This window comes from Rhodococcus sp. ACPA1, assembly GCF_002300195.1.
Classification (GTDB): domain Bacteria; phylum Actinomycetota; class Actinomycetes; order Mycobacteriales; family Mycobacteriaceae; genus Rhodococcus_F; species Rhodococcus_F opacus.
Window position 1 is genome coordinate 1,107,598 of the sequence record NZ_NSDX01000004.1, and the last position, 25,926, is coordinate 1,133,523.

The following is a 25,926-nucleotide window of genomic DNA, read 5'->3' on the forward strand; positions in this document are numbered from 1 at the left end:
GTGTGGTCAGAGACCACCAGCATCGAGGGAGACCCGCCCTCATCGGCGGAGCCACACGGGTGAGCACTTTCGGTAAGCAGAACTGAGCATTTTCAGCGAGCGCCGTCAGTAGGCTTGTCGCATCCACGGGACCTCGAACAATTCGGTCGGGTAGTCGATATCGTGCACGATGTCATCGACGCCCATTCCCTTGTTGAGGCGTTCCACGACGGCTCTGCGCAGCCAGCGAAGTGCCGCCGACGTGGCGGCCAGCTGCTCGGCGCCGACGTCGTGGATGACTGATCCGAACTCGGGGATCAGGACGGCAGGATTGAGGGCAGCAAGACTGTCGAGGGTGTTCGCCCACCGAACGGCGTCCCGCATGGTGCGCATGGGCGTGCCGATGTTCGGGATGCTGTCGATGACTGCGGCGCTCCCGTAGAGGATCCGTTCTCGAGGCAACCACACGGCGGTGACATCGTTCGTCTCCGAAGGTGCCCACAACAGCCGAACCTGGCGGGTCGGGCCGCCGAGTGTCATTGCATCCCGGTAGGTTTGGTCGGGGAACGTCAGGGTCGGCACTGGTGCGAACTCTTCGATCGGCCGACGGAACTGGCGGGAGTTGATGTGGTTTTGGAGTCCGGCGGTCTCGATGTAGCGACGGTAGCGGCGGACGACATTCTCGTGGGCGATGATCGTCGGGCGGGGTTCTCCGCGCCTTTCGGCTTCGGCCAGGAACCCTGGCACACCGTAGTTGTAACCGAGATGGCCGTGGCTGTAGACGATCCAGCGGACTGTCTGGTCGGTGTGCTCGCGGAGTTGGGCGAGTGCCTGAGGAACCACGGATGGACTCGGTCCGGAGTCGACGACGAGCAATCCCTCATCGGTTTCTACGGCCAAGCTGTTTCCCTGTAGGCCCATCGTGAAGATTCCTGGGGCTACAACGGTGATTTCGGTGCCTCCGAACAGCGGGTTGTTGTCGACTTCCGCAACGGGCATCGGTGTCTCCTTCCAGTGTGTGCTTCGAATTGTGGTTCGAGAGTGTGGCTATCGGACAAGGGCGGCGGTCGCGGCAGCGGCGACCGCTGTGGCCGTGAGGAGTAGAGCTACCAGCAAGGCATGGTGTCGGGTCATTCCGTGACTCCCCCGCTGCAGCGAACGGCCCCGTCGGTGGCTGATGTACGTGATCACGAGCAGTAGCACCGCCATCGGTACCAAGGTGAGCGAAGCAGCGCGGTGACCATGGGCGGTGGGTATGTGGAGGAGCGCCACCGTCGTCGCGGCGGCGGAGAGTGTGGTTCTCCGCCAGGCCAGCGCGGTGCGGTCTGGTTGTAGTCCCGGATCCCGGTCGACGGACCCGATCATGACCACAATGCCGCTCCGGCGGCGAGGAGCGTGAGGATCCCCAATCCGAGCGCAAGAGAGGGCACGAGGACGGAGCCCGGAAGTGGCAGGTTCCGCCTGATGGCCGACTGCGCGGCCTTCCAGCGCAGATACGCGCCGGAGGCGAGGACGGTGGCCAGCCCGAAACACACCATCGTGATCGTCATCTGCAGTGCCCCGGAGGGCAACGCAAGTAACTGATGGGCAGCCACACCTGCCGCCAGGAGCGCCATAGCGGTGCGGATCCATGCCAGGTAGGTGCGTTCGTTCGCCAGCGTGTACCGGTAGTCCGGTTCCTCATCCACCGAACCTGAGTCCGCTGAGGGACGGGGATTGTCTGAGGTCAGAATGCCCATCGCGCGCGGCCGGCCGTTTTGGCTTTCAGTTCGGTCGCGTGGTCGCTGCCGTCGAGGAAGGCCCGCGATTCCGCCACTGCCCACCCGTAGACACCTTTCGCCATAGTGGAAGTGGCGCCTTGTTCCAGCCGGCCGAAGATGTCGACGCGGGCCTGATGCGAGTCGCGGCTCTGCGGATCGGCGTCGGTGGCCATCTGGGCGAAGTGTCCCGCCAGCCGGTGTTCGCCTCGTGCCAGTAGGGCGCGGGCCCGCTCGGCCAGTTGGGCGGCGCCGCCGCCGAGGTCCGCGATCTCGCGGGCGAGGTCGGTGCGGGGGGCGGACTTGAGGTTGGCGGGGTTGCCGTCGTACCAGCCGCCGTAGAGGCGCCAGACGTTGCGAATGACGAATTCCGGTTCGTCGTAGGAGGGTGCGAGGTAGGGCTTGCGGAGGAGTTCGGCGGGGGCGGTGACGGTGTGCACGACCTCGTCGAGGGTCGCTCCGGCGTTCATCATCTCGAGGGTGCGGCCATGCAGGATGTCCAGGAGTTCGGCGGCATCGGTGAGGGTGGTGCGGATTCGGTCGGCGCCGAGGACCGGGAGCCCGTGTCCGGGGAGGAGGATTTCGGCACCCAGGTCGGCCATCCACCGCAGGGTTCGGGCCCATTCGTGTGCGAAGCGTTGCACCTTCTGTGGGTTTCCGGCGTTGGGGCTGGCCCAGATGAAGAAATCACCACAGCACAGGATCTTGCGGTCGGGGATCCAGGCGATCGCGGCGTCATCGGTCTCACCGCGGGCGTGATGGAGCTGCACCTGCAGGTCGTCGACGGTGAGGGTGGTCTGGTCGGTGAAGGTGACGTCGGGGTATCGGTATTCGGCCGGCCACGTCAGGTTCGGTGCCTGGAATTGGCGTTGGTTGATGATGCCGTTGTAGCCGCGGGTTTTCTTGTAGCGGTCGAACCGGCTGATTACGTTTTCGTGTGCGAGGACCGTGGGGCGGGTCCAGCCGCGCTCGCGTGCTTCGGTGTCGAAGGGGTCCATGCCGAAGACGTGGTCGACGTGTCCGTGCGAGTAGACGGCCGTGTGCACCGGTTGCTCGGAGATTCGCCGGGTGGCTGCGAACAGGTCTTCGGCGGTGCGACGGTCACCGGTGTCGTATACGAAAAGACCAGCGTTGGTGGGAAATACGTAGACGTTGCCGAACGCCGGCCACATGTAGGCGCCTTCCGCGATGTAGTGCATTCCCTCCTTCCGGAGGTCTCCGTGGTGGTAGGCGTTCTGGTTGGCTTCGCCCTTCCAGACCTTGTCGGCGTAGTCGATGATGTCCGTCATGTGGCGCTCTCCTCGGCTTGGCTGTCGGACCGCGACGCTGCGAAGTCCCGTGCGCCTCATTCTGTGCACCGGACATCAGCCGAACAATCGTCTGTGCGCACACCCCGGCCGGCCCCGGTCTGTGACCGATCACAGATTCACTGCGGGTGCCTCCGCGTCGGGGTCGTCGGTGGCGGCGCTGACCGCGACTGCAAGAGTAAGGAGCTCCGTGGTGATGTGTACGTCGAGGCCGGTCAGCTCGCGGACGCGGTTGAGCCGGTTGTCGACGGTATTGGGGTGCACCACCAGGGTGTCCGCAGTGGCGCGCCGGTCCAGGTTGCTGGCCAGATAGACCCGGAGGGTGTGCACCAGGTCCGGTCGCGATTGCAACGGGGCGCAGCGCTCCAGCAGCACCGGCAGCGACGCACTGGTGTGGGCGAAATGGTGCGCAAGTGCGACATCGCTCATTCGGCTGACCGTGCCGGTGCGGCCGGACCGGATCGCGATGTCGAGTACCTCGGCGGCCGTGGTGCCGGCACGCGGAAGATCCTCGATCGAGGTGGCGTCCTCGATCGCGATCGTCACCGGTGCGCCGCTGATCCGCGCAAGGTCCACGGCCAGCGGGTCGAGAGCCCCGATCGGTGGATGCATCACGATCCGGGCGTGCCGAGGCCGGACATCGACGAGCCACAGGCCGGGGACCGCCCTGGCGAGGTGGGCGCGGATCGCGCGGACCTTCCGTGTGGCCGCCAGTGATCGGGCGTTCCGGTCGCCGGATCCCTCGGCGGGGGTCTCACCGATGCGCAGCAACATGATGCTCGGTTCGGCCGGGATGGAGTCGGGGTCGTCGAACACCCACCCGTCGCCGCGCAGGAGGGCATCGATGGCGGGGGCATGGTTTCGGTCTTGCGCCGCAATGAGGTCGTGCGCGTGGATCTCGTACGCGGAGACGACCTCTCGTAGCATGCAGTCAAAGGTGATATGGGCTCGGCGGTATGCGAACCAGAACAGTCCGTGGTCGGTGCCGAGTTCGCGTTCCAGTTCTTCGACGAGTACGTCGAATCCGATCTGCCAGCAGCGCATGTACTCCCGTAGCGGCAACCCTTCCGCGACTCGTTCGGTGCCGCGTTCGATGTTCTCGCGCATCGTGTCGGCGACGTCGATGGACTCGTCGGTGATCGACCGCAGGCACACCTCGAGCAGCGATCGGACGGTGTGGGCGCTTTCCCGGTGCAAATGTTCGGGCACCGCGGTCTGCGTGTAGAGCGGCGAGGTGGCGATGTAGCGGTCGATGATTGCCCGTGCCATCCGCGGCACCGACCGGCGAATACGGGCGATCGTGCCCTGCAGATCGTCTTTGGTTGCCTCGTCCGTGGGCGCGGTGCGCATAGAACGCCTCCTAGGTGTGACGGGTCACACACTACTGACGTGAAGAGTGTGACCGCCGCCGATGGTACGACAGCAACCCATTCGGCCACGCTGAGGACCAGAACGGCTCCACCAGCCCCGAAGTCCACACCGGCCCAGAATGAGGAACGATGCCAGACTCCGAGTACGCTCCCGATGACCTGCCCCTGTCCGGGATCACGGTCGTCGATTTCGGTCAGTACATCGCGGCGCCCGGCGCCGCGCAGACCCTGGCCGACCTCGGCGCCGACGTCCTCAAGATCGAAGGCCCCGGCGGCGACCAGGCACGCGGGATCGGCGTCTACGGCGAAGCCATCATGCGCGCCTACAACCGGCGCAAGAAGTCGATCGTCCTCGACCTCAAAGCCGAGGACGATCTCCGCCACGCCCGGGCCCTCATCGCCCGAGCCGACGTCGTGATCCACAACCTGCGACCAGGGGTGATGGAAAAGCTCGGCCTGTCGGCCGACGAAATACGCGAACTGAATCCCACCGTCATCCTCGCCGCGGTGTCCGGCTTCGGCACCGATGGACCCTCCCGCCGCCGGCCGGGCCTCGACATCGCCGCCCAGGCGGAAACCGGCATGATGTCAGTGACCGGAGAGGCGGACGGAGACCCGCAACGCGTCGGCTTCCCGCTCGTTGACCATGCCACCTCCTACGTGGTCACCCAGGCGGTGCTGGCGGCCCTGTTCCGACGAGAACGTACCGGCCTCGGGGACGACATCGACGTCTCACTGCTCGATGTGGCGATCGACCTGCAATGCGTGAACTGGGGCGAATACTCCATCACCGGCGTCGCGCCCCACCGGCGCGGTAACGGACAACCCACCGCGGCACCGGCCGCCGACATCTTCCCCACCGCTGACGGCTCGATCGTCATTTCCGCCTACACCGAGCAGCGATTCGCCCAGCTTTGCGACCTCGCCGGCCAACCCGACCTGCCGAAGGATCCCCGCTTCGTCGACAACCCGTCAAGGGTCGCCCACCGCGGCGAACTCCTCGCCGCGCTCACACCGTTCTTCGCCGGCCTCGACACCGAAGCCGCCCTAGCGGCCCTGACATCCGTCGGCATCGTCGCCGGCGCCGTACGCACCTACGACCAGGTCCCGAGTGCCCCCGATGTGATTGCCAGCGGCATCTTCACCACCGGCAGCACCGGCGACGGACACACCTACTCCATCCCAGGACTCCCCTACCGCTCCCGCAGCACCCCCCGCACCGCGGACGCCGGGCGGGTCCCCGAACTCGGAGAACACAGCCACGAGATCGTCGCCCACTACCAGCTGGGCGAGTACTCCCTGACGTGACCTGACCGCCGCCGGCGCCAACTACCCCTCCACCGCTTACGACCCCCAGGAGCCCTCGTGTCCCTGCAGAATCCGCAAACCCGCGCCGAGGAGGGCGGCCTCGCCGCCGACCTTGAACTCGACAGCCCGCGCGTTCGCCGGCGTGGCTGGATCATCACCCTGATGCTGATGGCCTTCATGCTGATCAACTTCGCCGACAAGGTCGTCGTCAGCCTCGCCGGCGTCGAGATCAAGACCGACCTCGGGTTGAGTAATCAGCAGTTCGGCACCGCGCAGAGCGCGTTCTTTTGGCTCTTCGCCGTCGGCGCGGTCGCCCTCGGATCCCTCGGCGGCCGCATCTCCGCGCGATGGCTCCTCGCCGGCCTGGTCGGTCTATGGGTGCTCAGCCTGGCCCCGATGACCACGACGGTCGGGTTCGGGGTCTTCCTCGCCTGCCGAATGCTGCTCGGATTCGCCGAAGGCCCCGCCGGGGCGTTGTCCCAGCAGATCGCCCACACCTGGTTCTCCCCCAAGCGTCGTTCACTACCGGCCTCGGTAGTCATCATGGGAGCCTCTCTCGGCCCGCTGATTGCCGCCCCGGTCCTGACCTGGATCATCCAGAGCTACAGCTGGCACGCAGCGTTTCTCGTACTCATGGCCGCCGGAGTGATGTGGCTGGTGGCCTGGCTGTTCATCGGCGGTGAAGGACCCGCCGGCAATGCCGGGGCAGGAACCGGGAATCAGGCGGTGACGCTTCCCGACACCGTGCCCGTCCGGCTCCTGTGGACTCGCCCCACAGTGATCGGTGTCGCGATCTTCTCGTTCTGCTCCTATTGGGCGACCGCGTTGAAGGTGAGTTGGTTACCGCTGTACCTGCGCGAAGGCCTGCACTACAGCGCCAACGCCACCGGATTGCTGATCACATTGCCCTTCGCCGCGGCCGTCATCCTGACGTTCCTCGCCGGCCTGATCTCCACCCGCCTCTCGCTGGCCGGACGATCGTCCCGCACCGCCCGCGCCCTGTTCGCGGCCGGCCTACTCGCCGCCGGCGGCGTGTGCATGATCGGATTCACCGTGTTGCCCGTCGGACCCACTCAAATGGTGCTGATCGCGCTCGCGTTCTCTCTCAACACCGCAGCCTGGGGACTGGCCTTCTCCCTGCTCTCCGATGTGGTGCCCGCCAAGCAACGCGGATCCGTCATGTCGATCACCGTCGCGATCTACAGCCTCGGCGGTGTCGCGGCACCACTTCTCATCGGCTCCCTCGTCTCCGGGGCCGCCGACACCGCCGCTGGATACGGCCGAGGCTTCGTCATCGTGGGAGTCATCATGCTGGTCGGCGCACTCGCCGCCGCCGTCCTGGTCAACCCCGAACGTGATGCAACCACGATCGCCGCACACCACCCGAACAAGTAGGCCGAACCGAACGGTCGACGGCACCGCCGTCCACGAACGTGGTCTGAGTGCTCGAGCCTGTCGTCAGCGATTGTGGAAGGAAGCGATGAGCACACCAATGTTGTTGGGAGGCAACGTGCGTCCGATGACAAGTGGCGAACGCGCCACGGGGTGGCCGGCTGCTCCCGCCGGGCAGTTCGACGGACTCGTGAGGAGCATGTCGTGAGTTCTACGGAGAGCGATGTCGTGGTCGTTCGGCACCATCAGAGCGGACGGCTGGACATAGAACTACATCGTCCCGAGCGGAAGAACGCCTTGACGGTGCCGATGGTCACCCAGCTCGCCAGAACGTTCGCTGACGCTCAGGACGACGACACAGTGACCGCGGTGTTGCTGCACGGCGCGGGCGGGTGCTTCAGTTCCGGTTTGGATCTGGCCGAGGTACGCCCGGGTGAGCCGGCAATCACGGCGGCGCTCGCCGACCTGCACACGAACCTGTCCGGGTTAGAGAAACCGCTGATCGGAGCGCTGGAGCGGGCCGCTGTCAACGGTGCTGCGGCGATTGTGCTGGCTTGTGACCTCCTTGTGGTGGGAGAGACGTCGTTCCTCATGGTCAGCGAGGCGGAGATGGGGGTAGCTGCGCCGAACAATCTGCGGTGGTTGCTCGCGAAATATGACGTGAACCAGGCACTGCAGCTCACGCTGGCCTGTGAACGTCAGTACGGTCCTGACTTATTGCGGCGCAGCTTCGCCTACGCGATGGTGCCGGACGAGCAGGTTTTGGGCCGGGCGACCGAGCTCACCGACAAGATTGCGGCCTACCGCAACGGCGGGGGAATCGCCATGAAGCAAGCGATTCTGACGCGCAGAACACTGCCCGCGTAAGTGCGTGCGCACGGCGGCACCTGCCGTCGAAAAACCACAAGACAACACAATGCACAACCGGGCGGACAGGTCGCAGGACGCCCGGTCATCCCAGGTCTGGGGATTCGGACCGAGATGGTGCTTGCACGGGACTCGAAGGAGACAATCGAATGGGTATGACGACAACTGCAGAACACCGCGCGCTTCGCGACGCGGTTCGGGAGTTTCTCACCGCAACCAGTGAACCGGCCGAAGTATTGGCCGTCCAGGACACGGAACTCGGATACCGACCCGAGATGTGGGCAACGATGGCCGAACAACTCGAACTGCAAGGAATGCTCGTCGACGAGAAATACGGTGGATCAGGCGCGGGTATCGGCGACCTCGTCGTGGTCGCCGAGGAATTCGGACGCTCCGCAGCGTGCAGCCCCTTCTTCGCGAGTTCGGTGTTGACCACGCTCGCCATCGCGGATTGCGCCCAGGAGAGTTGGCTCCATGAGCTGCTGCCAGGTCTCGCCGCGGGCACTCGTCTCGGGTGTCTGGCATTTGCCGACGCCGACGGGTGGTGGCAGGCCGGCTCGGAAGCGGTGCGTGCGCACCCGGACGGCGACGGCTGGCGGATCGACGGACGGGCCGATCACGTGCTCTTCGGTCATTGCGCCGACACGGTCGTTGTCGTCGCCCGGACGGAAGACGGGACCGGCCTGTTTCTGGTGGAACCATCGGACGCGAGCATTCTGCGGGTCCGGCAGCCGGCGTTGGACCTGACCCGTCCGCTGACGACTCTCACCTTCGATAGCGCAGCAGCGCAACGGATCAGTGGCACCGCAGACATTTCGGAGGCACTGTCCCGAGCGCTCGACAAGGCGCTCGTCGTGCAGGCGGCGGAGAGGGTCGGCGGCGCTCGCCGGTGCCTGCACCTGACAACCGACTATGCGAAGACCCGCAACCAATTCGGTCGTCCGATCGGTACCAATCAAGCAGTCAAACACGGACTAGCGGACGCGATCCGGGCGCTCGAACCGGTCGCCGCTGCCGTCGCCGTTGCCGCTCACGCCGCGGATACCGAAGCGCCGGAACTGCCGGCACTGGTGAGCCTGCTCTGCGTCGCGGGGGCCGAAAGGTACCTGCAGATCGCCGGCGAGACGATTCAACTGCACGGCGCGATCGGCTTCACCTGGGAGCACGAGGCTCATGTTCATCTCAAGCGGGCGAAGACCGATCAGCTGATGTTCGGATCGTCGGCGTGGCACCGCGAGCGTCTGCTCGCCGGAGTCCTCGCCACCGGCACCGCGTTCGAGGCGCCGGCGCGGGCCGACGAACCCGCTCCGCTGGCGGACCTGCGGACCGAGGTCCGCGCCTGGTTGGCCGAGCACCGCGCCGAGGGAAGACCGCTCGAATACGCGCAGGAACCATTCGGGCACGAAGACACCGATGCCGAGAAGCACTGGACCGATCTGTTGCGGAAGGGGCGTTGGCTGTGCCTGTCGTGGCCGGAGGAACACGGCGGCCGAGGACTGGGACCGGTCGAAACTCTGGTAGTAGAGGAGGAGTTCGCGCGCGCGGGACTTCGACGCCCGCAACTCGGAATGGGCGAGACCCTGCTTGCGCCCGCCCTGTTGGCGCACGGGAGCGAGGACCAGAAGCGCCGGTTCCTGTGCCGCATTCTGTCGGGCGAAGACACGTGGTGCCAGGGCTTCTCCGAACCCGAGACCGGATCCGATCTCGCCTCGCTGCGGACCAGCGGAACCGTGAACGGCGACGAATTGCGGATAACCGGTGACAAGATCTGGACCAGCAACGGCGATCAGGCCAACATGATGTTCCTATTGTGCCGCACCGACCGCGATGCACCGAGACACCGCGGCATCTCGTTTGTCCTTGTTCCCATGACGGACAACGGCATCGACGTCGACCCCATCCGGATGGCGTCGGGTGACAGAGGGTTTGCGCAGGAACGGATAGCCGATGCCTGCGCCCCCTTGACCAATGTGGTGGGTGGGCTCGGCAACGGTTGGGCGGTCGCGATGACCACACTCGGTGCCGAGCGGGCAGGCAAGGCGGCGACGCAGTACGTCGGCTATCGCCACGAACTCGGTGTGTTGGTGGAGCGACTGGACAAGAACGGTCGGCTCGGCGACGTGATCGTCCGCCAGCGGTTGGCGGAACTGGTGGTCGAGGTCGAGTTGATGCGTGCCGTTGGTTCCGTGATCAGTGCCCGCGTTGCAGAGGGGCAGGCCGTGCACGAGCTACTGGCGATCGACAAGATCAACTGGTCGGAATACCACTGTATTTTCGGGTCGACGGCGCTGGAGCTTCTCGGGGCGTCGGCTCTGACCCGCCCCGAGGGGGTCGGATATCAACTCGACTCCCTGCAGCGCGTGTTCCTCGAGAGCCGGGGCCGCCGGATCGCGCGCGGTTCGAATCAGATTCAGCGCAACATCATCGGCGAACGGATCCTGGGTTTGCCGAGGTAGGCACTCAACTGTAGGTAGTCGACGAGTCGTCGGTGCCGGTCGGAACCCCCGTGTGCAGCATGGTTATGCGCCCACACTGCCCACCCGACTTCTACTCACTACCCCGAATTCAGCACAGCGCGACGGCCAACCGGATCCCGGTCGCGCGCTCAGTCGGCTATGACGACGACGCCCGTCGGCTCGCCCAGCGCCTCCACCGTTCGTTCGGCAGCTCGGTCGATATGAACCCGAGGTCCCTCGGGTTGTTGCTGCTCGTGATAGGTGCCGGGTCCGAAGAACTGTCCATAGCGCAATACAACACCGCCCTCGGCGAGAACGGACCGCTCCAATTCTGCGACCGCCCGAGCGGCGGTCCCGTTAGTCAATTGCCAGGCTACGCTTTGAGTCAGGATCTTCGGCGACCCGCTCCGCCGCGCGGCTTCGATAAGATTCTGGGTTCCCTCGGTTCGGATGCGAGCGTTCAGATCTGCGTGTTCACCGATCTGCGCCGAATCATCCGGCAGATCGGTCAGCTCGTTCAGCATGACGTCCGGTGTGAAGTCACGAACCGCCTGGATTACAGCCTCCCGGTCGAAGACATCACACAGCACCGGTTCGGCACCGAGGTGGCCCAGTAGCTCCGTCTTGCTGGGTGAGCGCGTCATACCGCCGACTACGTGCCCCGCCTGAATCAACCGGGGAATCAGCCGCTGCCCAATCACGCCGGATGCGCCGGCAAGAAATATCCTCATGATTACTCCTTACTATACGAAATGGAATTGAGAACCGAACCGTCGCTGTCAACCGCGGCACGGTGATGTCATACGGGTCCCTGCCCTTTCGGAAGCGCTGGCCTCTGTGCACGCCCAAGGAGCCCGACCACCGCGGCCCTCGAGGGAGGCAATGGCTCTGGGGAGAAATGCCGGGACAGATGCCCCACTGGAACGGGTTGAACCTGTGACGTTCTGTCGGGCCTCCCCGATCGTGACCGAATGGGTTGGGGCCGACGCGGTGAGGGCCGATGGGGTTGTGAGGATGGGCTTGTGAGGTCACTGGATGCGACGATTTCATCGCTCCGGCCCCAGGTGACGAGTGTCGGAGGGCTGTGGGTTGCGCAAGTATTCATGCAATCTCGGGTCCCGCTCGTGGTGCGGTGTGCGGAACCGCCGGTTGATTACGTGGTCGACCGAGGCCCCGAGTGCCGCTCCCAGGACCGGCGCGACCAGGTAGATCCATAGATCGGTGGTACGCCCAGAGAGTGCAGCAGGACCGAACTGGCGGGCGGGGTTGATCGATCCCCCGCTGCGGGGACCGAGGAGGGCGATGACCAGCCCGACCGACAGTCCGATGACGTACGGCAGCAGGCGTGCATGGCCGGGACGGGCCAGGAAGAACCCGACGACAACGATCAGGACCATCATCGAGCCCATCTCGGCGAGAAAGACAGAGGTGGGCCGCCAGGCGGACGCGGCCCTGATCGCGGCGTAGTCGACAGGAGGGAACGAGACCGCACGCCCCCACACCAGGCGCCCGAGCACCGTCCCCACCGCCGAACCCGCAAGTTGGGCGAGTATGTAGGGCGGAACGCTGCGACCAGGGAAGCCGTTCATCAGCCACAGGGCGATGGTCACGGCGGGATTCATATGCCCGCCAGCGCGTCTGCCGGGTGGGCTGAACATCAGGCCGGTGAGGATGATCCCGCTGAGAACCCCGATGACGGCAAGTGCGACGTCTAGATCGGCGATGTAGAGGGTGGAGCCCGGATCACGCAACCACCGGACGACAGTCACCGCGAGGAACAGCAGGACGGTGGTGAGCGCGAACTCGTCGGCGGCACGCGCCAGTGGATGCCGGCGTGGAAGAGGCGAAGCGGTACTCACCATGATCTCCTAGTGTTGGTGTGCCGGAAGCGGCGTGGATTCCGGACGCATCCGGACAGCGGGTCCCGGTCGTTCTCGGCCAACCGTCTGCCCGGATACCAGATTTCAGACGAAAGCTCGTCCGCGAGTTCGCCGGTCGCCCTGGCGCGTTCGCGCGCTCGGTGAGTTAGGAGTCCGGCGTGTAGTGACCGGGGACCAATCGGGTGGATACGCCGAAGCGGTTCCACGTGTTGATCGTCGCGATCGCGACGATGAGTCGAGCCAACTCGGTATCGTCGAACTCGTTCGCGGCCTTCGCGTACACCTCGTCAGGGACGAATCCGTCCGTGAGTACGGTGATCGCCTCGGTCAACTCGATCGCTGCGATCTCCTTCGCCGTGTAGAAGTGTTTCGACTCCGTCCATGCGTTGAGCTGGATGATCCGCTCCGCCGATTCGCCGGCGGCCAGTGCGTCCTTGCTGTGCATGTCCAGGCAGAAGGCGCAGCGGTTGATCTGGGACGCGCGGATCTTGACCAGGTTGAGCAACGTCGGCTCGACGCCCAGCGCTGCGGCCGTGTCGAGGCGGATCATGGCCTTGTAGGCCTCGGGTGCGAACTTTGCCCAGTCCAGGCGGGGTGCGTGCTCGGGGAGAAGTTCAGTGCTTTCGTGTACTTCGTTCATCGTCATGCCAGCAACGCTATGTCCCGAGTGGCTCTAGAGTATGGTCCATTTCTATGCCAGATATTCATACCAATTCTGTGGGCTTGCCCCCTTCCGGGTTCGGTGCCGACCTGCTGGTGGAACTGAACGGACCCAAGCTGCGCGCTGGCCTCACGGACGCATTGCGAGAGGCCGTGCGTACGGGGCGTCTGGCGCCCGGCACCCGGCTGCCGGCGTCTCGCTCGCTCGCCGCCGATCTCGGTATCTCACGCAATACCGTGACCGAGTCCTACGCCGAACTGGTGGCCGAGGGCTGGCTCAGCGCGCAGCAGGGTTCCGGGACATGGGTGGCCAGGCGGGCCGAGGCGCGCACGGCCGCGCCCGCGGCTGCCCGTGCGAGGCCGACCCAGCGCCGTCCCACGTATGGACTGCTGCCGGGTTCACCGGACCTCACGGACTTTCCGCGCATGCAGTGGCTCTCCGCGGCCCGCCGCGCTCTGACCGCGGCGCCGCACGAAGCGTTCGGCTACGGCGATGCCCTCGGCCGGGTCGAGCTGCGCACCGCCCTGGCGGACTATCTGGCGCGGGCCCGTGGGGTGTACGCCGAGCCGGAGCGGGTCGTCATCTGTTCCGGTTTCCACCATGGTCTGACGTTGATGGCGCAGGCACTCAGGGCGCGGCGGGTGCAGGCGGTGGCAGTCGAGTCGTACGGTCTCGACCTCTATCGGGACCTGCTGACCGGCGCAGGCCTGCGTACCCCGCCCCTCTATGTCGACGAATATGGTGCCCGTACAGACGAGTTGGCACGATTGCGTGGAGTAGGTGCTGTTTTGACGACTCCAGCGCATCAGTATCCGACGGGGGTCGCGCTCAGCCCGGACCGGCGCACGGCGGCGGTCGACTGGGCGCGTGCGACCGGTGGGCTGATCTTGGAGGACGACTACGACGGAGAGTTCCGATACGACCGTCAGCCGGTGGGTGCTCTGCAGGGCCTCGACCGCGAGCGGGTGGTGTATTTCGGTTCGGTGAGCAAGTCGCTGGCGCCAGGGTTGCGGCTCGGCTGGATGGTGCTACCAGAGGAACTCATTCCGGAGATCGTGACGGCCAAGGCGCACGGCGACTATATGTCGAGTGCGCTGGAGCAGTTGACGCTTGCGGAGTTCATCGCGTCGGGCGCGTATGACCGTCATGTGCGCGCGATGCGGCTGCGCTACCGGCGCCGCCGTGACCAACTGGTCGCGGCCCTGGCGCAGAGGGCCCCCGACGTCCGTGTGACCGGCATGGCGGCCGGGCTGCAAGCGGTCCTCGAACTCCCGCGCGGGACCGAGCGCAGGGTCGTGGAGGCGGCGGCCCGGCAAGGACTGGCGGTCAGCGGGATCGCGCAGTTCCGCTACGAAGTGGCGGACGCCGAGTGGCAGTTGCCCGGGCGGGACGCGTTGGTGGTCAACTACGCGGCTCCCTCGGACAGTGCGTGGGCAGGTGCGCTGGACGCATTGTGCAGGGTGATGCCCTAGACAAGGCGCTGCCCCAGCCCGATGCTGCTCACAGTCGGTTCGCGCTCGAGGCGCCAATGTGTTCAGTGCGGCATGATTCCATCACCGGCTCCCGAGGGAATCCTCGAGGTGGGCGAGTGCGTCGGCACCCTCGTTGGCGATCAAGACCAGCTCCACTAGGGGCACCGGCAGGAACCCCTCGTCCTCCATCCGCCGAAGCTGAAGTATCAACCCGTCATAGAAGCCCACCGTGTTCAGCAGAGCCACCGGCTTGTCGAGCAGTCCGTGTTTCCTCAACTCCAGGATTTCAGTCGCCTCATCCAGCGTGCCCAGGCCGCCGACCATCACCACCACGGCATCCGATCTGGCGAGCAGCAGCGCTTTGCGTTCGGCGAGATCCTTGGCGATCACCATCTCGTCGGAATCCTCCCTGGCAAAGTCCCGGAGAAAGTCGACCGAGATCCCGACGAGCCGCCCGCCGGACTCTCGTACTCCGTCGGCGACAACCTTCATCAGCCCGGTATCGGATCCGCCCCATACCAGGGTATGGCCGCCGCTTCCGATGAGTTCTGCGAACTCGCGGGCCGGTCGGGTATAGCGCTCATCGAGGTCGGCGGAGGAGAGGAAGACGCAAATGTTCATGGTCGAACTATAAGACTCTGATAAGAGTGCGGCGATGCGCGATGCTGAAGGTGCAAGGGGGACACCGTAAAACGAGTCTTGATCGCCGCAGACGGGCGCACCGTCACGGTCGAGCATGTGCGCGTGGTCCGTCATTGGTCATCCCGATCAGGCCGGTGAAGTCCGGTCATCGGCGGCCGTCTCCGGAGGTCGATGTGGTCCGGCAGGGGCCCTTGCTGATCGCGATGGTGGTCGGAGGGAGGTGGGTAGAGGTCAGTGTGAGCAGGAGCTGCATCCAGAAGCAGAATCGCGCACCGCGCCCGTTCGCAGGACGCTCCCCCGGAACGCCGGAACCCGCGGTCCTTCGACACCCCGCGGTCGAGCGCGTGCGTCTTCGCGCGCTGGGTCGCGGTGGACCTACGTGTGGTGGGGACAGCCCTGTACAAGACTCTGACACAAGCGCACTCAGCCGCCGGCTGCGAGGTCGCGGGCGTTCTCGTCCTCCTCGGAGACCCGATACCGATGGCGTGAAACCCTTGACTCGAAAGTGTGTTCGAACTAGGATTCAAGGATGAGTCTCGGGGGAGATATTCAGGGGGCGTTGTCGGACGAGATTCTGGCGACCGCGGTCGGTGATGCGTGGCGTCTGGCCGAGGCGGAGTTGCTCGAATCGGTCGTTCGTATCTCGGAGGAGATTCAGCGACTCGAAGCCTTGCGCGTCAAGCTCGTCGGTGCCGTCGACCACCGATGCAAGGTCGAAGTGCTGGGATTTCCGAACGCCAAGATGTGGCTGGCCTCCAAGACCCTGCTCGAGGTGGGGGCGGCGGGGCGAATCGTGCTGTTGGGCCGAGGTTTGCGTCTCCAGCCGGAGATCGCCGACGAGTACTTCGACACCAACATTTCGGCGGAGCACGCAGCGCTGATCATGAAGTTCTGCGAACGGCCACCCAAGGGCATGCCGCTCGAAGCGATGGACGACTGCCGAAATGCGTTGCTGTTCGCGGCAACCGGCCCTACCGCCAACACTGATGCGGTGCGCGCCGTGATCGCCAGGTTGGAACGTGCCTTCGAGTCCGACGATCCGCCGCCCAGTGAAGACACCGAACTCAACGAGTTCCACGCGTCCAAGACGCTCAACGGGCGCGTCGCCGTCAAAGGCGACCTGGATGCCGTTACCGGTGAAATGCTGCTCTCGGCGCTCTCCGGACTGTCCAAGCCGCGACCCGCGCAGGATGGAACCAAGGACCCCCGCACCCCTGGGCAGCGGCGGGCCGATGGGTTCACCGAACTCCTTCGCCGTTACCTCGACTCCGGGATCGCTGGCGAAGAAGGCGGAGAACGTCCACACGTCTCCCTCCACGTCAACGCCAAGGATCTCGCCGACCACACCGATTGCGGCACACGCACACAGCAGGATGACGCTTCGTCCGACGACTCGCTCTTCGCCGTCGATGGAGTCGCGTGGACCGAGTGGATGGGGCCGCTGAGTCTCAGGGCGGCCCGGCTCCTCAGCTGCGATTCGATCTACACGCCGATCGTGCTCGACGACAACGGAGCGCCACTCGACCTCGGCATCTCCACCCGGACAGTCACCAAGAGACAGCGAAAAGCGTTGGTGGCGAGGGATCGAGGATGCGCGTTCCCCGGGTGTGGTGCGCCGCCGTCCTGGTGCGAAGGTCACCACATCGTCCACTGGTCCGCAGGCGGGCCGTCCGACATGGGCAACCTGGTGCTGCTCTGCGGCTTCCACCACCGACTGCTGCACCACAGCGACTGGGAGATAGAGATGGGAGCCGACCGGCACCCCACGTTCATCCCACCGCGGCAGGTCGACTGGGAACGGAAGCCGATACCGGCGTACAACCGCGCTCGGCCCCGAGCGTCCTGACCCAGGGCGCCGCACACATTGCCGACTCGGCAACAGGACAATTCCTGTCGCCGAGCCGGCATGCCGTCGTGGCGGGTCTGCCAGCCACCCCGTGGGATCCTGGATCGGTGGCGGCTGCAACAGCCGGCACCGGCGCCATCGGACGGCAGATAAACGCCATACGGCCCGGATGCAGCCGTCACGACTGCGGCGTCCAACCATGCGGACCCCACTGTCTACTGTGAGGATTCGAACGAGGCTCACTCACCGCGATCCGGTGGAGTGGGGCTCTGCCGACGAGACCGCTCGGATTCTCACGACTCCCGGGTTCGGTTTGCCACATGTGTTGTGTGGATCCTGGCAGCAAGGCGGGTGGATGCTCACCTCTGACGGCATGTCTGCCCCTGAGAAATGAAACAAACCAATTGGCCCGTTTTCTGGTAACGTCTGCTCCGTCATGGTGGTCACATGACGACGCGGACGTCTCGGGCACACGAGGCGGTTCACGCGAGGGGTGGAGTGCAGGTGTCGTCCGAGCTGCTGGTTGGGCGGCACCTGCACCCAACGCCCTCCACGACGCGCTCGCACACGCCGACCGCGGCTCCCCGATCGCACCGGGGGTGGCTGCGGCCAGGTGTCGGTTCGGCACCTACGTCAGCGAGGCGGGGTCGAGGTGTCGCATCCTGATGGGTCGACATCGGCTGCCGCGACACTCCGTCAGCGTAGGGGTCGCCCAGAAGTGTCGGAGAGAAAGTAACCGGGAAGTCTGGGTGAACGTTCTCGGGCGTCTCGGTGGTCGAACTCCCGGCGCCCGCAACGACTGACCCGCTCCGCGCTCGTCCTGCCCATCCTGCCACGAACTAGCAGGTCAGCGGGGGCGGACTACACGAAACGCTCGTGAACGTCTGAACAACTCAAAGACGTCGAGGGGCTCGAATGGTTACGCTCTGCATGCTTTTTCGTATCGGTTGCAGTACGTACTGAATGGGGATTCTCATGACGAACATCAGCACAGCTCGACCCGGATACAAGCCCTTCACCCGTTTGGCGGCGGTCGCAGGTATCGCCGTACTTGCCATGGTGATGGGTAACGGCACCGCCTCGGCAGGTGTCGACAACTCCAGTTCCGTCATCGACGCGGACGGCAACCGCATCGAGGTCCTGCAGGGCGACACGCAGTATCAAGTCGTTCCGCCACTCGACGGCGTGCCGACCAGCGTCGAGTTCTTCCACAACGGATACGCCGGGGTGAACATCAGCGGTCCCGGCGCCGCGGAGTTCGAGGGCACACAGCTCACCGTCGGATACCAGATCGGTTACCCGGTTGCGCTGGCCGGTGCGACCATCGTCCTCAATTCGCCCGGCCTCGGGTTCGCGATCGGGTCGGACACCGGAATCGACCTGGGACTCGTCCCCGATTTCACGCTGGATCTGAGCGCGGGGACCAACGCGGAGCTGGCGGGTGACATCATCCCGTCGCAGGAGCTGGACATCGACCTGGAGCCGGGCGGTATCACCGAGGTCCCGCTGCTCGAGGGTCAGGAGTTCGACGGACCCGAGGCGCTGGTGCGGATGCAGGGCGTTCACGGTTCCATCTCCGGAGCGATCGGACCGGTCACCATCCGGCCGTACGCGAAGGCCGTGACGGCCAACGGTGACACCGTCATGACCTACGGTGTGCCGCAGAAGCTCAACTGACCGGTGCCGGAACAGGTTCCGTGGCACGCACCGGGTCGCCATCCCGATCGCGGATGGCGACCCGGCGCGGTTGTTCGCCTAGTGACGACGCCTACGACGTCACCAGTTCCTGGATCTTCTCGCGGGCAGCCCGCTCGACGAGCAGCGGCACGAAGTCGCGTACCTTCCGGTCCGCGAATTGGCCGTGTGCAGAGCGCACTACCTCGTCGATGGTGTCCCGGGAGACGTCCGGGTACCGGGTCTGGAGGCGATCGATGACCCTGGTGAGATGGAGCTACTCTTCATCGTTCAACATTCAATGATCTTCCGCCGAATTCGGCGATGGGGTCAAGCCGCATCGACGTCACCGATTCGCCTCGTCGTCGGCGGCTCCCGGCCAGGCCGAGACGCTGTTCGAGCCTCCGGCCGAGCGCTGACATGGGCAAACTCACCGCAAGGCAGCGCCTGCCGATCCCGCTCAGAAGTGTGCGTCACGTGGGATGCGAGAACTGCTGTGCGCGAATCTGTGACGAAGGACATCGCCGGAGTGGATCGTCGAGAACGGTCGGTGTCCGTGGCTCGCTCTACAGGCGCCGGCGTCGAGCCGAAATCGGGGGTGAACTGGGCGAGTACGGCCCTCGTCGCGGATGTGACTTCTTATTTCTTGTCTTCGGCCTTGCCGACGCCTCCGTGATGCGCGGGTCCGACTCCGGAGTCGCTGCCCTCGGTCTCGGCAGCGTGTGCGGCCGGCTTCTCCTCGGCCGGCGAGGCCACCGCGCCGCGTGGGGTCTCGCCGGGTTTCGGCGACTGCATTCTGCCGGAGTCCACATGGTCGTCGTGCTCCGGGCGTCCTTCTTTCGTGCTGGTCGTCCGGCCGTCGTACGGCGGTGTGGCCGGCTCCGCGTCGCCGGGAGGCAGCGAGCCGCCGGCGGGCGCAGGGTTCGTGCCTGACTCCGCGGAGGAGGTGACCTCCTCCTGGTCCAGGGACCCGGGCTTGCGGTCCGTCTGGCCAGTTCCAGCCTGGTCCGGGCCCGCGTCTCGTGAGCCCTCGGGGCCACGCTCGGACTGTGGTTCCTCGTGCAACTGCGTGCCTGGTTCGGTACCCATGATCACTCCTTCCCGACGCAGCAGAACGCCGGATTCTCGGTTCGTTGGTGATTGACATCTGCTGTAGCTATGCCCTGGGGCGCGAATGCGAAACCGCGTCTCTCGATCGGGGCACGGTGTGGCGCTGGGCCCATCCTGATTCGGTTTGCGAACGTTTGGGCACTCGGAGAAGAGCGGACCGTTCAGCAACGATGCGGCGCCGATCCCACGGATTCTCAGCGAGGAGCTACGCCGTGCCCAAGAAGAACCCGCCCATTCCCGGAACACCCGGTTCCGGTACCCCGACGCTCGCCGAGCCCACGGAACCCACTGATCCGTTGCCGCCCAAGCCCGATCAGCGCGCTCCCGCGCTGGGCACCGCGACCGGGCAACCCGTCGAAGGTCCGGACACGGCCCGCGGCCAGCAGGGGGAGTACCTCACCACGGCGCAGGGCGCGCGGCTGTACGACACCGATCACTCACTCAAAGCGGGAACCCGGGGACCGACCCTGCTCCAGGACCATCATCTCCGTGAGAAGATCACGCACTTCGATCACGAGCGGATACCGGAGCGGGTCGTGCACGCACGCGGTGCGGCCGCGCACGGCGTCTTCCGCGGATACGGCGCCGCCGAACCGATCAGCAAGGCGGCGTTCCTCGGCAAGGACGTCGAGACGCCGGTCTTCGTCCGGTTCTCCACCGTCCTCGGTTCCCGCGGATCGGCCGACGCCGTCCGCGACACACGAGGGTTCGCGACCAAGTTCTACACCGGCGAAGGCACTCTCGACTTGGTGGGAAACAACATTCCGGTGTTCTTCATCCAGGACGGCATCAAGTTTCCCGACGTCATTCACGCCGCCAAGCCGCATCCCGATCGCGAGATTCCGCAGGCGCAGAGCGCTCACGACACGTTCTGGGACTTCGTGTCCCTGCACACCGAAGCCACCGCACACACGTTGTGGAACATGTCGGATCGAGGCATACCGCGGTCGTACCGGATGATGGAAGGCTTCGGCGTCAACACCTTTCGGATGGTGAACGCGGCGGGTGAGAGTTCGCTCGTCAAGTTCCACTGGAAGCCGAAACTCGGTGTGCACTCACTGGTGTGGGAAGAAGCGCAGATCGTCAACGGCATGGACCCCGACTACCACCGCCGCGATCTCGCCGACGCGATCGAGTCCGGCGCGTACCCGGAATGGGAACTGGGCATCCAGGCGTTCCCGGACACCCCGGACCAGACGTTCGAGGGCATCGACCTGCTCGACCCGACCAAGATGGTGCCGGAGGAACTGGCCCCCGTGCAGCCGATCGGGCTGATGACGCTCGACGCGAATCCGACGAACTTCTTCGCCGAGACCGAGCAGGTGGCGTTCCATCCCGGGCACCTCGTTCCCGGGATCGACGTCACCGACGACCCGCTTCTGCAGGCTCGGCTGTTCTCTTACCTCGACACCCAGATCAGCCGGCTCGGTGGGCCCAACTTCGGGCAGATACCGATCAATCGGCCCCAGGCGGAGGTAAACGACATGCTGCGCGACGGCATGCACCAGACGGGAGTTCATCCGGGTGTCGCGCCGTATCGGCCGAACTCCCTCGACGCCGGTTGCCCGTTCCTGGCCGGCGCGGACGCTGCCTTCGTGGAGGTTCCGGTGCAGATGCCGGAGTCGACGAAACTACGCGCCGCCCCCGCGAGCTTCGACGACCACTTCTCGCAGGCCCGACTGTTCTACGCCAGCCTCAGCCCGGTCGAGCAGGCGCACGTCGCGGAGGCTTACACGTTCGAGCTGGGCAAGTGCTACGAGCAGGTGATCAAGGAGCGTGCACTCGAGGTCGTCGCGAACATCGACCCCGGTCTGTGCGAGCAGGTGGCCGCGGGTCTCGGCCTCCCGGCGCCCGCGCCGACCGTCGCCTACGACGTGGCGCCCACGCCCAGTCCCGCGCTGTCGCAGGTCGGTGCCGAGTGGCCGCTGGACGGCCGGATCATCGGCATCGTCGCCGACGACGAGTCCGATCTGTCCGAGGTGGCCGACGCCGTCGAGATGATCGGCAAGAACGGCATGGTGCCGCTCGTCATCGGGCCGCACGGTGGCGAATTGGGGTCGGGTAAGGGCGCCGTCCCCGTGTCCCGGACGTTCCTCACGATGCGGTCGGTGGAGTTCGACGCGATTCTCGTCGCGGCGCCGGCGTCGGACCCGCGGCTGCACGTGTTGCTGATGGAAGCATTCCGGCACTGCAAGGCGATCGGGGGATGGGCCGCCGGTCGCGGCCTCCTCGAAGCCGCCGGAATCCCGGCCGAGGCCCCGGGCATCGTGATCGCAGACGAGGCGTCCGAACTGTTCGACGGCATCACTGCGCTGATGAAGTCCCACCGGGTCTGGGAGCGCCAGGTGTGACGTGACGCGGTTGTGAAGTGAAACGGTCTGGACGAGGGTCTCGGGGCCGCCGATGGCGATCTCGAGACCCTCGTCGACATGGTTGCGCACCTTCATGATTGGCGAGTTCGGAAGAGCGGCAGCGTAACCGGAGGAACTTGCGGTCCGCGCAGTGCGCCCGTCCCCGGTCGAACTATCCGGCGTCCGGCGCGTCCTCGACCTTACGGCGCACCCCGAACACCCGACCTCCGGAGCAAAGCATGAAAGACAAAGACAACACGCCATTGCGGGTGGCGGTACCGTCGCCCGCCCGAATACCAGGAGGACATAGTCATGAACGAGCAGAACACGTCCGGACAAGCACGCAAGGGTCTCCTCGACACGGTCAAGGGCAAGGTGAAGGAAGTGGCCGGGGCCGTGACCGGCAACGACTCGCTGGCCTCCGAAGGGCAGCTGCAACAGGCGCAGGCGCAGCAACGTAAAGAGGTGAACAGTGCCGAGACCGTGGCCAGGGCGGAAACCTCGCAGGCTGCAGAGGAACTCGGCCAGGTGCGTCGCGAGAGTGCCGAGGAACGCGCTGCGATCGGTGCCGAGACGGCGGCCGCCGAAGAAGCTGTCCGGAACCGGCAGCAAGCAGAGCACCGGGCCGCGGAGGAGCAACAGCACCGCCAGGTCGCGCAGGAGCAGTCCCGCGCGGCGGCCGACGCCCGCGACGAAGCGGCACGGGCGGAGACCGTCGAACGGTCGAAGACGGTCGCCGCCGCCGAAGAAGCCGTCGATGCCACCGACGAACACCGGCGGGCTGTCCGTGAAGCGAACGCGGCCCGCGACGAGGCAGAACGAGTCAGGCGCGCCGCCGAGGGCCTCAGCAACGACGCCGGCCTGTCCTGATCCACTCCCCACGAACCATCGGAGATTCCATGAACATCCTCACCGTCCCGATCACGCTCTTGCGGTTCCAGTACACGATCCTGCGGATTCCTCTGCAACTCGTCGAAGACCAGTTGATGTCCCGGCTGGCAACCGAATCACCGGCCCGGCTGATGTACGAGCGCACCCTGGGCGTGCTCGACGGCGCCGTCGGCTGTGCACTCGGCGACCGTGACACCGAGCGGCGCGGCGACGCACTCACCGAGCGCAGCGACGCACTGGCCCGGGCGGCGGAACTCGACGAAGAGGCGGCACGCACCGAGGCCGAGGCCGACACCGCACTGGAAACCAAGCGCAAGCAGGTCCAGGACGAGCAGGCGGCAGCGCGCGAGGCGAAGCAGCGCGATGTCGAACAGGCACGCCGACGTGAGTTCGAACGCAAACAAGCGGCCGAACGGGATGCCGAGCACCGCAAACAGGTGGCGAAGACGAACGCCGATCAACTTGCCGCCCAACGCACCCGGGTGGCAGAGGCCGAGCACCGCGCCGAGCAGACCAGACTCCGGGAAGCGGAGAAGGCGGCGGGAGCGCCGGCCAGGGCCCAGCTGAAGGACGCCGCGGACAAGCAGGACGAGGCGGCGGACAAACGAGCTCGCGCCGACCGCGTGGAGAAACTGGCCGAGGCGGAAAAAGACAAGCGCCGCAACGAGACGGCACTCAACGGGTGATCTGACACTCAGGCTCGCCCGCCGCGAGTCCCGTCCCTTCTGAGTCGAGCGTTGTCGCTCTCGAGCCGGTTATTGGCCTCGACGAGGCGATCGTTGTCGCTCGCGAGCTCGGTGTTGAGGTGCTCGAGATCGAGGACGCGAGCGATGCCCGTGAGGTTGACCCCGTCCGCGATCAGCTCGGCGATGCGCCGCAATCGAATGAGGTCGTCGTCGCTGTAGCGGCGGGTTCCGCCGCTGGTGCGGGCCGGGTTGATCAGGCCGTGCTGCTCGTAGAAACGTAGCGCCTGGGTGCCGAACCCGGAGAGCTCGGACGCCACGGTGATGCCGTAGACCCCCTGTTTGGCTCGCGACTTGTCGTCGTTCGACATCGCGTCCTCCTCGAGAATCGAGTCCGCCGAACCCTCTTGCGAGGAGCTAGAGCGTTTGCTATAACGAATCTACAGCATTTGCTGAAGGTTACCTATTACGATTCGGGTTTCTGGAGGTGGAGACAATGTTGATGCGCACTGATCCATTCCGCGATCTCGACCGCCTGACTCAGCAGATCCTCGGCACCACGGCGCGACCGGCGGCCATGCCGATGGACGCGTGGCGCGACGGCGAACAGTTAGTGGTCGAGTTCGACCTGCCAGGGGTGGACGCCGATTCCGTCTCGCTCGATGTCGAGCGCAACGTTGTGACCGTTCATGCTGAACGCCCCGCGCGCGCCGACAACCAGGAAATGCTGGCCTCGGAGCGACCGAGGGGCGTATTCAGCCGGCAGCTGTTCCTCGGCGACAACCTCGACACCGACCGGATCACGGCCAACTACCAATCGGGGGTGCTCCGGCTGACGGTCCCGGTGGCCGAACGTGCCAAGGCCCGGAAGATCGAGATCACCCACAGCGACGACAGAAAGGCCGTCAGCGCCTGACCCGCGCCGATCCGACACACAGCGGGAGGGATGACCACGATGGTGTACGCACAGAACAGCCCTTCGACCGTGGAAGCGGAACTGCCACAGGTCGAGTACGTGTGGGATGACCTCGAGTGCCGGCTGTTGGCAGCCGAGGTGGACCTGATCTTCGCCGACGCGCCCGCACCGGTCCTCACGGACTTGGCACCGACTTCGACAGCGGACGTCCACGGCGAGAACACGAGGCCCCCGCTGCACGCGGTGGCACCCACCACGCGGCGCAGGGGTCCGAACCCGGAAGTAGCAGCCACCCAACGCTCTCCGCCGCACGGGAACACGTGACGTTGTCCATCCGTAGTCCCCGGCCTGCCGTTCTCGCGCTGGACGGGCCGGGGGCTGCTTCGCGCTCGCACGCCGGGCATTTCCCTCCGCGAGCTCCTTGCGTTGAGACGGACCGAGTCGCACGATATCTTTATCGGAAGCCATAGATTAATTGGTGCAAGCTATGTAGAAAGGGGTTTGGCGTGTCCGCGCACGGCGGTTGGGGCGGAGATGTCGAGGCGGTCGGAAAGGCGCTCGACGCATTGCGTCGACTTCTCGAAGAAGAAGTGTCCGGACACACTCTCCTGCACCGACTGTGCGAGTGGGCAGTCGATGCCTTCAGCGGCGCGGAGATGGCCGGGGCGGTTCTTTCCTATGACGCTGGGGGCAGTGGGTCGGTGGCGTGCGCGGACCCTCGCGTCGCCTCGATCGGGGATGCCCAGATACGGACAGGCAAGGGCCCGGGTCCTGTCGCTGCTGACACGTGCACGGTAGTGAGGGGTGAATTCGGTGAGGGGGTGGTTCGGCGATGGCCCGCGTTGGCGTCCGCGGTTGAAGCTGCCGGCTTCGAGTCGGGCAGTTTTCTGTGTGCTCCACTGTCCGTGGGAGACGGACTGGGATCGCTGAATCTGTACAGCCGCATCGGCAGCGCCTTCTCGGAATTCGATGCTGCGCTACTCCGGGTGTACGCCACCCTGATTGCGTCGACGATTCGGCTCGCGCGAGATGGTCGGGAGGCGCGTGAGGAAGTGGCGGGTCTGATCAAAGCCATGGAGTCGCGCAGCATCATCGAGCAGGCGAAGGGAATCGTCATGGCCACCGGGGGTGTGTCCGCGGACGAGGCCTTCGATTTCCTCGTCGTCAGCTCGCAGCAGAGAAACATCAAACTCGCTCGGCTGGCGAAGGAACTCGTGGATCTGACGTCCGGTGCCGACGGGGTGAAAGCAATTGCGAGGACACGGGATTACTCTCGCTCGCGGCAGGGTACTTCGATACTCACGTCCTCGTCGTGTCCGGACGCGACGACGGCCAGGCTCCCCGGTTAAGCCCATAGCCGGCGG

Annotated in this window: 24 protein-coding genes and 1 pseudogene; 13 read left to right on the top strand and 12 right to left on the bottom strand. The window is 65.7% G+C overall.

Annotation, left to right across the window (positions count from 1 at the left end):
* Nucleotides 1-105: 105 nt before the first annotated feature.
* The 5 genes from CJ177_RS23075 to CJ177_RS23095 form a co-directional block, all read right to left on the bottom strand.
* On the bottom strand, nt 106-978 hold the full coding sequence (locus CJ177_RS23075; protein ID WP_257014641.1) for an MBL fold metallo-hydrolase: 873 nt from the start codon (nt 976-978) through the stop codon (nt 106-108).
* 48 nt (nt 979-1,026) lie between these two features.
* Nucleotides 1,027-1,344, bottom strand: a complete 318-nt coding sequence (locus CJ177_RS23080; protein ID WP_037182791.1) for a DUF202 domain-containing protein — start codon at nt 1,342-1,344, stop codon at nt 1,027-1,029.
* Nucleotides 1,341-1,718, bottom strand: a complete 378-nt coding sequence (locus CJ177_RS23085) for a YidH family protein (protein ID WP_025433571.1) — start codon at nt 1,716-1,718, stop codon at nt 1,341-1,343. Before CJ177_RS23085 ends, CJ177_RS23080 begins: the two co-directional genes overlap by 4 nt.
* A complete protein-coding gene (locus CJ177_RS23090; RefSeq protein ID WP_005249707.1) occupies nt 1,706-3,025 on the bottom strand; it encodes an alkyl sulfatase dimerization domain-containing protein in 1,320 nt (439 codons plus the stop codon). Before CJ177_RS23090 ends, CJ177_RS23085 begins: the two co-directional genes overlap by 13 nt.
* Nucleotides 3,026-3,154: 129 nt before the next feature.
* Entirely contained in the window at nt 3,155-4,393 is a 1,239-nt protein-coding gene (locus tag CJ177_RS23095; protein ID WP_005249709.1) for a CdaR family transcriptional regulator, read from the bottom strand.
* A 149-nt stretch (nt 4,394-4,542) separates the two neighbouring features.
* Between CJ177_RS23095 and CJ177_RS23100 the strand changes: the two genes are divergently transcribed.
* The 4 genes from CJ177_RS23100 (at nt 4,543) to CJ177_RS23115 (ending at nt 10,436) form a co-directional block, all read left to right on the top strand.
* Complete coding sequence (locus tag CJ177_RS23100; RefSeq protein ID WP_005249711.1) at nt 4,543-5,721, top strand: CaiB/BaiF CoA-transferase family protein; 1,179 nt, start codon at nt 4,543-4,545, stop codon at nt 5,719-5,721.
* Nucleotides 5,722-5,778: 57 nt separating this feature from the next.
* Entirely contained in the window at nt 5,779-7,116 is a 1,338-nt protein-coding gene (locus CJ177_RS23105) for an MFS transporter (protein ID WP_025433570.1), read from the top strand.
* Nucleotides 7,117-7,317: 201 nt separating this feature from the next.
* Complete coding sequence (locus CJ177_RS23110; RefSeq protein ID WP_005249716.1) at nt 7,318-7,980, top strand: enoyl-CoA hydratase/isomerase family protein; 663 nt, start codon at nt 7,318-7,320, stop codon at nt 7,978-7,980.
* Between the two features lie 149 nt (nt 7,981-8,129).
* The gene (locus tag CJ177_RS23115; RefSeq protein WP_095868667.1) at nt 8,130-10,436 is read left to right on the top strand and encodes an acyl-CoA dehydrogenase; all 2,307 of its coding nucleotides are present in this window, start codon (nt 8,130-8,132) and stop codon (nt 10,434-10,436) included.
* A gap of 149 nt (nt 10,437-10,585) precedes the next feature.
* On the opposite strand, the gene CJ177_RS23120 is transcribed toward CJ177_RS23115, so the two are convergent.
* The 3 genes from CJ177_RS23120 to CJ177_RS23130 form a co-directional block, all read right to left on the bottom strand.
* Nucleotides 10,586-11,167 (bottom strand): SDR family oxidoreductase, encoded by a 582-nt coding sequence (locus CJ177_RS23120; RefSeq protein ID WP_095868668.1) that lies wholly within the window; start codon nt 11,165-11,167, stop codon nt 10,586-10,588.
* Between the two features lie 315 nt (nt 11,168-11,482).
* A complete protein-coding gene (locus tag CJ177_RS23125) occupies nt 11,483-12,295 on the bottom strand; it encodes an MIP/aquaporin family protein (protein WP_197436056.1) in 813 nt (270 codons plus the stop codon).
* Nucleotides 12,296-12,461: 166 nt separating this feature from the next.
* The gene (locus CJ177_RS23130; protein ID WP_095868669.1) at nt 12,462-12,962 is read right to left on the bottom strand and encodes a carboxymuconolactone decarboxylase family protein; all 501 of its coding nucleotides are present in this window, start codon (nt 12,960-12,962) and stop codon (nt 12,462-12,464) included.
* A 47-nt stretch (nt 12,963-13,009) separates the two neighbouring features.
* On the opposite strand from CJ177_RS23130, the gene CJ177_RS23135 reads away from it, so the two are divergent.
* Complete coding sequence (locus CJ177_RS23135; protein WP_095868670.1) at nt 13,010-14,449, top strand: PLP-dependent aminotransferase family protein; 1,440 nt, start codon at nt 13,010-13,012, stop codon at nt 14,447-14,449.
* An 81-nt stretch (nt 14,450-14,530) separates the two neighbouring features.
* Here the strand turns inward: CJ177_RS23135 and CJ177_RS23140 are convergent, their stop codons facing one another.
* Nucleotides 14,531-15,070: a TIGR00730 family Rossman fold protein gene (locus CJ177_RS23140; protein ID WP_005249727.1), complete on the bottom strand. Its 540-nt coding sequence runs from the start codon at nt 15,068-15,070 to the stop codon at nt 14,531-14,533.
* A 550-nt stretch (nt 15,071-15,620) separates the two neighbouring features.
* Here CJ177_RS23140 and CJ177_RS23145 point away from each other — a divergent pair.
* Both CJ177_RS23145 and CJ177_RS23150 read left to right on the top strand, forming a co-directional pair.
* Nucleotides 15,621-16,937: an HNH endonuclease signature motif containing protein gene (locus CJ177_RS23145; RefSeq protein ID WP_005249729.1), complete on the top strand. Its 1,317-nt coding sequence runs from the start codon at nt 15,621-15,623 to the stop codon at nt 16,935-16,937.
* Between the two features lie 975 nt (nt 16,938-17,912).
* Nucleotides 17,913-18,614 carry an MspA family porin gene (locus tag CJ177_RS23150; protein ID WP_025433567.1) on the top strand — a complete coding sequence of 234 codons (702 nt, stop codon included), beginning with the start codon at nt 17,913-17,915 and terminating at the stop codon, nt 18,612-18,614.
* 91 nt (nt 18,615-18,705) lie between these two features.
* Here CJ177_RS23150 and CJ177_RS49425 read toward each other — a convergent pair.
* Nucleotides 18,706-18,873, bottom strand: a pseudogene (locus CJ177_RS49425) (three-helix bundle dimerization domain-containing protein); the annotation flags it as partial.
* Nucleotides 18,874-19,250: 377 nt separating this feature from the next.
* Nucleotides 19,251-19,700, bottom strand: coding sequence for a hypothetical protein (locus CJ177_RS23160; RefSeq protein ID WP_095868828.1), 450 nt, complete (start codon nt 19,698-19,700; stop codon nt 19,251-19,253).
* Between the two features lie 191 nt (nt 19,701-19,891).
* Here CJ177_RS23160 and CJ177_RS23165 point away from each other — a divergent pair, with 191 nt between their 5' ends.
* The 3 genes from CJ177_RS23165 to CJ177_RS23175 all read left to right on the top strand — a co-directional run bounded on the left by CJ177_RS23165 (nt 19,892) and on the right by CJ177_RS23175 (nt 23,649).
* Entirely contained in the window at nt 19,892-22,072 is a 2,181-nt protein-coding gene (locus tag CJ177_RS23165) for a catalase (protein ID WP_095868671.1), read from the top strand.
* 312 nt (nt 22,073-22,384) lie between these two features.
* Entirely contained in the window at nt 22,385-22,942 is a 558-nt protein-coding gene (locus CJ177_RS23170; protein WP_095868672.1) for a CsbD family protein, read from the top strand.
* 29 nt (nt 22,943-22,971) lie between these two features.
* Nucleotides 22,972-23,649 (top strand): IF2 family translation initiation factor, encoded by a 678-nt coding sequence (locus tag CJ177_RS23175; RefSeq protein WP_095868673.1) that lies wholly within the window; start codon nt 22,972-22,974, stop codon nt 23,647-23,649.
* An 8-nt stretch (nt 23,650-23,657) separates the two neighbouring features.
* Here CJ177_RS23175 and CJ177_RS23180 read toward each other — a convergent pair whose 3' ends face one another.
* Entirely contained in the window at nt 23,658-24,017 is a 360-nt protein-coding gene (locus tag CJ177_RS23180; protein ID WP_005249737.1) for a MerR family transcriptional regulator, read from the bottom strand.
* Between the two features lie 125 nt (nt 24,018-24,142).
* Here CJ177_RS23180 and CJ177_RS23185 point away from each other — a divergent pair, with 125 nt between their 5' ends.
* From CJ177_RS23185 to CJ177_RS23195, 3 genes are all read left to right on the top strand, one after another.
* Entirely contained in the window at nt 24,143-24,562 is a 420-nt protein-coding gene (locus CJ177_RS23185) for an Hsp20/alpha crystallin family protein (RefSeq protein ID WP_025433565.1), read from the top strand.
* A gap of 39 nt (nt 24,563-24,601) precedes the next feature.
* The gene (locus CJ177_RS23190; RefSeq protein WP_257014643.1) at nt 24,602-24,886 is read left to right on the top strand and encodes a hypothetical protein; all 285 of its coding nucleotides are present in this window, start codon (nt 24,602-24,604) and stop codon (nt 24,884-24,886) included.
* 182 nt (nt 24,887-25,068) lie between these two features.
* Nucleotides 25,069-25,911 carry a GAF and ANTAR domain-containing protein gene (locus CJ177_RS23195; protein WP_095868674.1) on the top strand — a complete coding sequence of 281 codons (843 nt, stop codon included), beginning with the start codon at nt 25,069-25,071 and terminating at the stop codon, nt 25,909-25,911.
* Nucleotides 25,912-25,926: the final 15 nt, after the last annotated feature.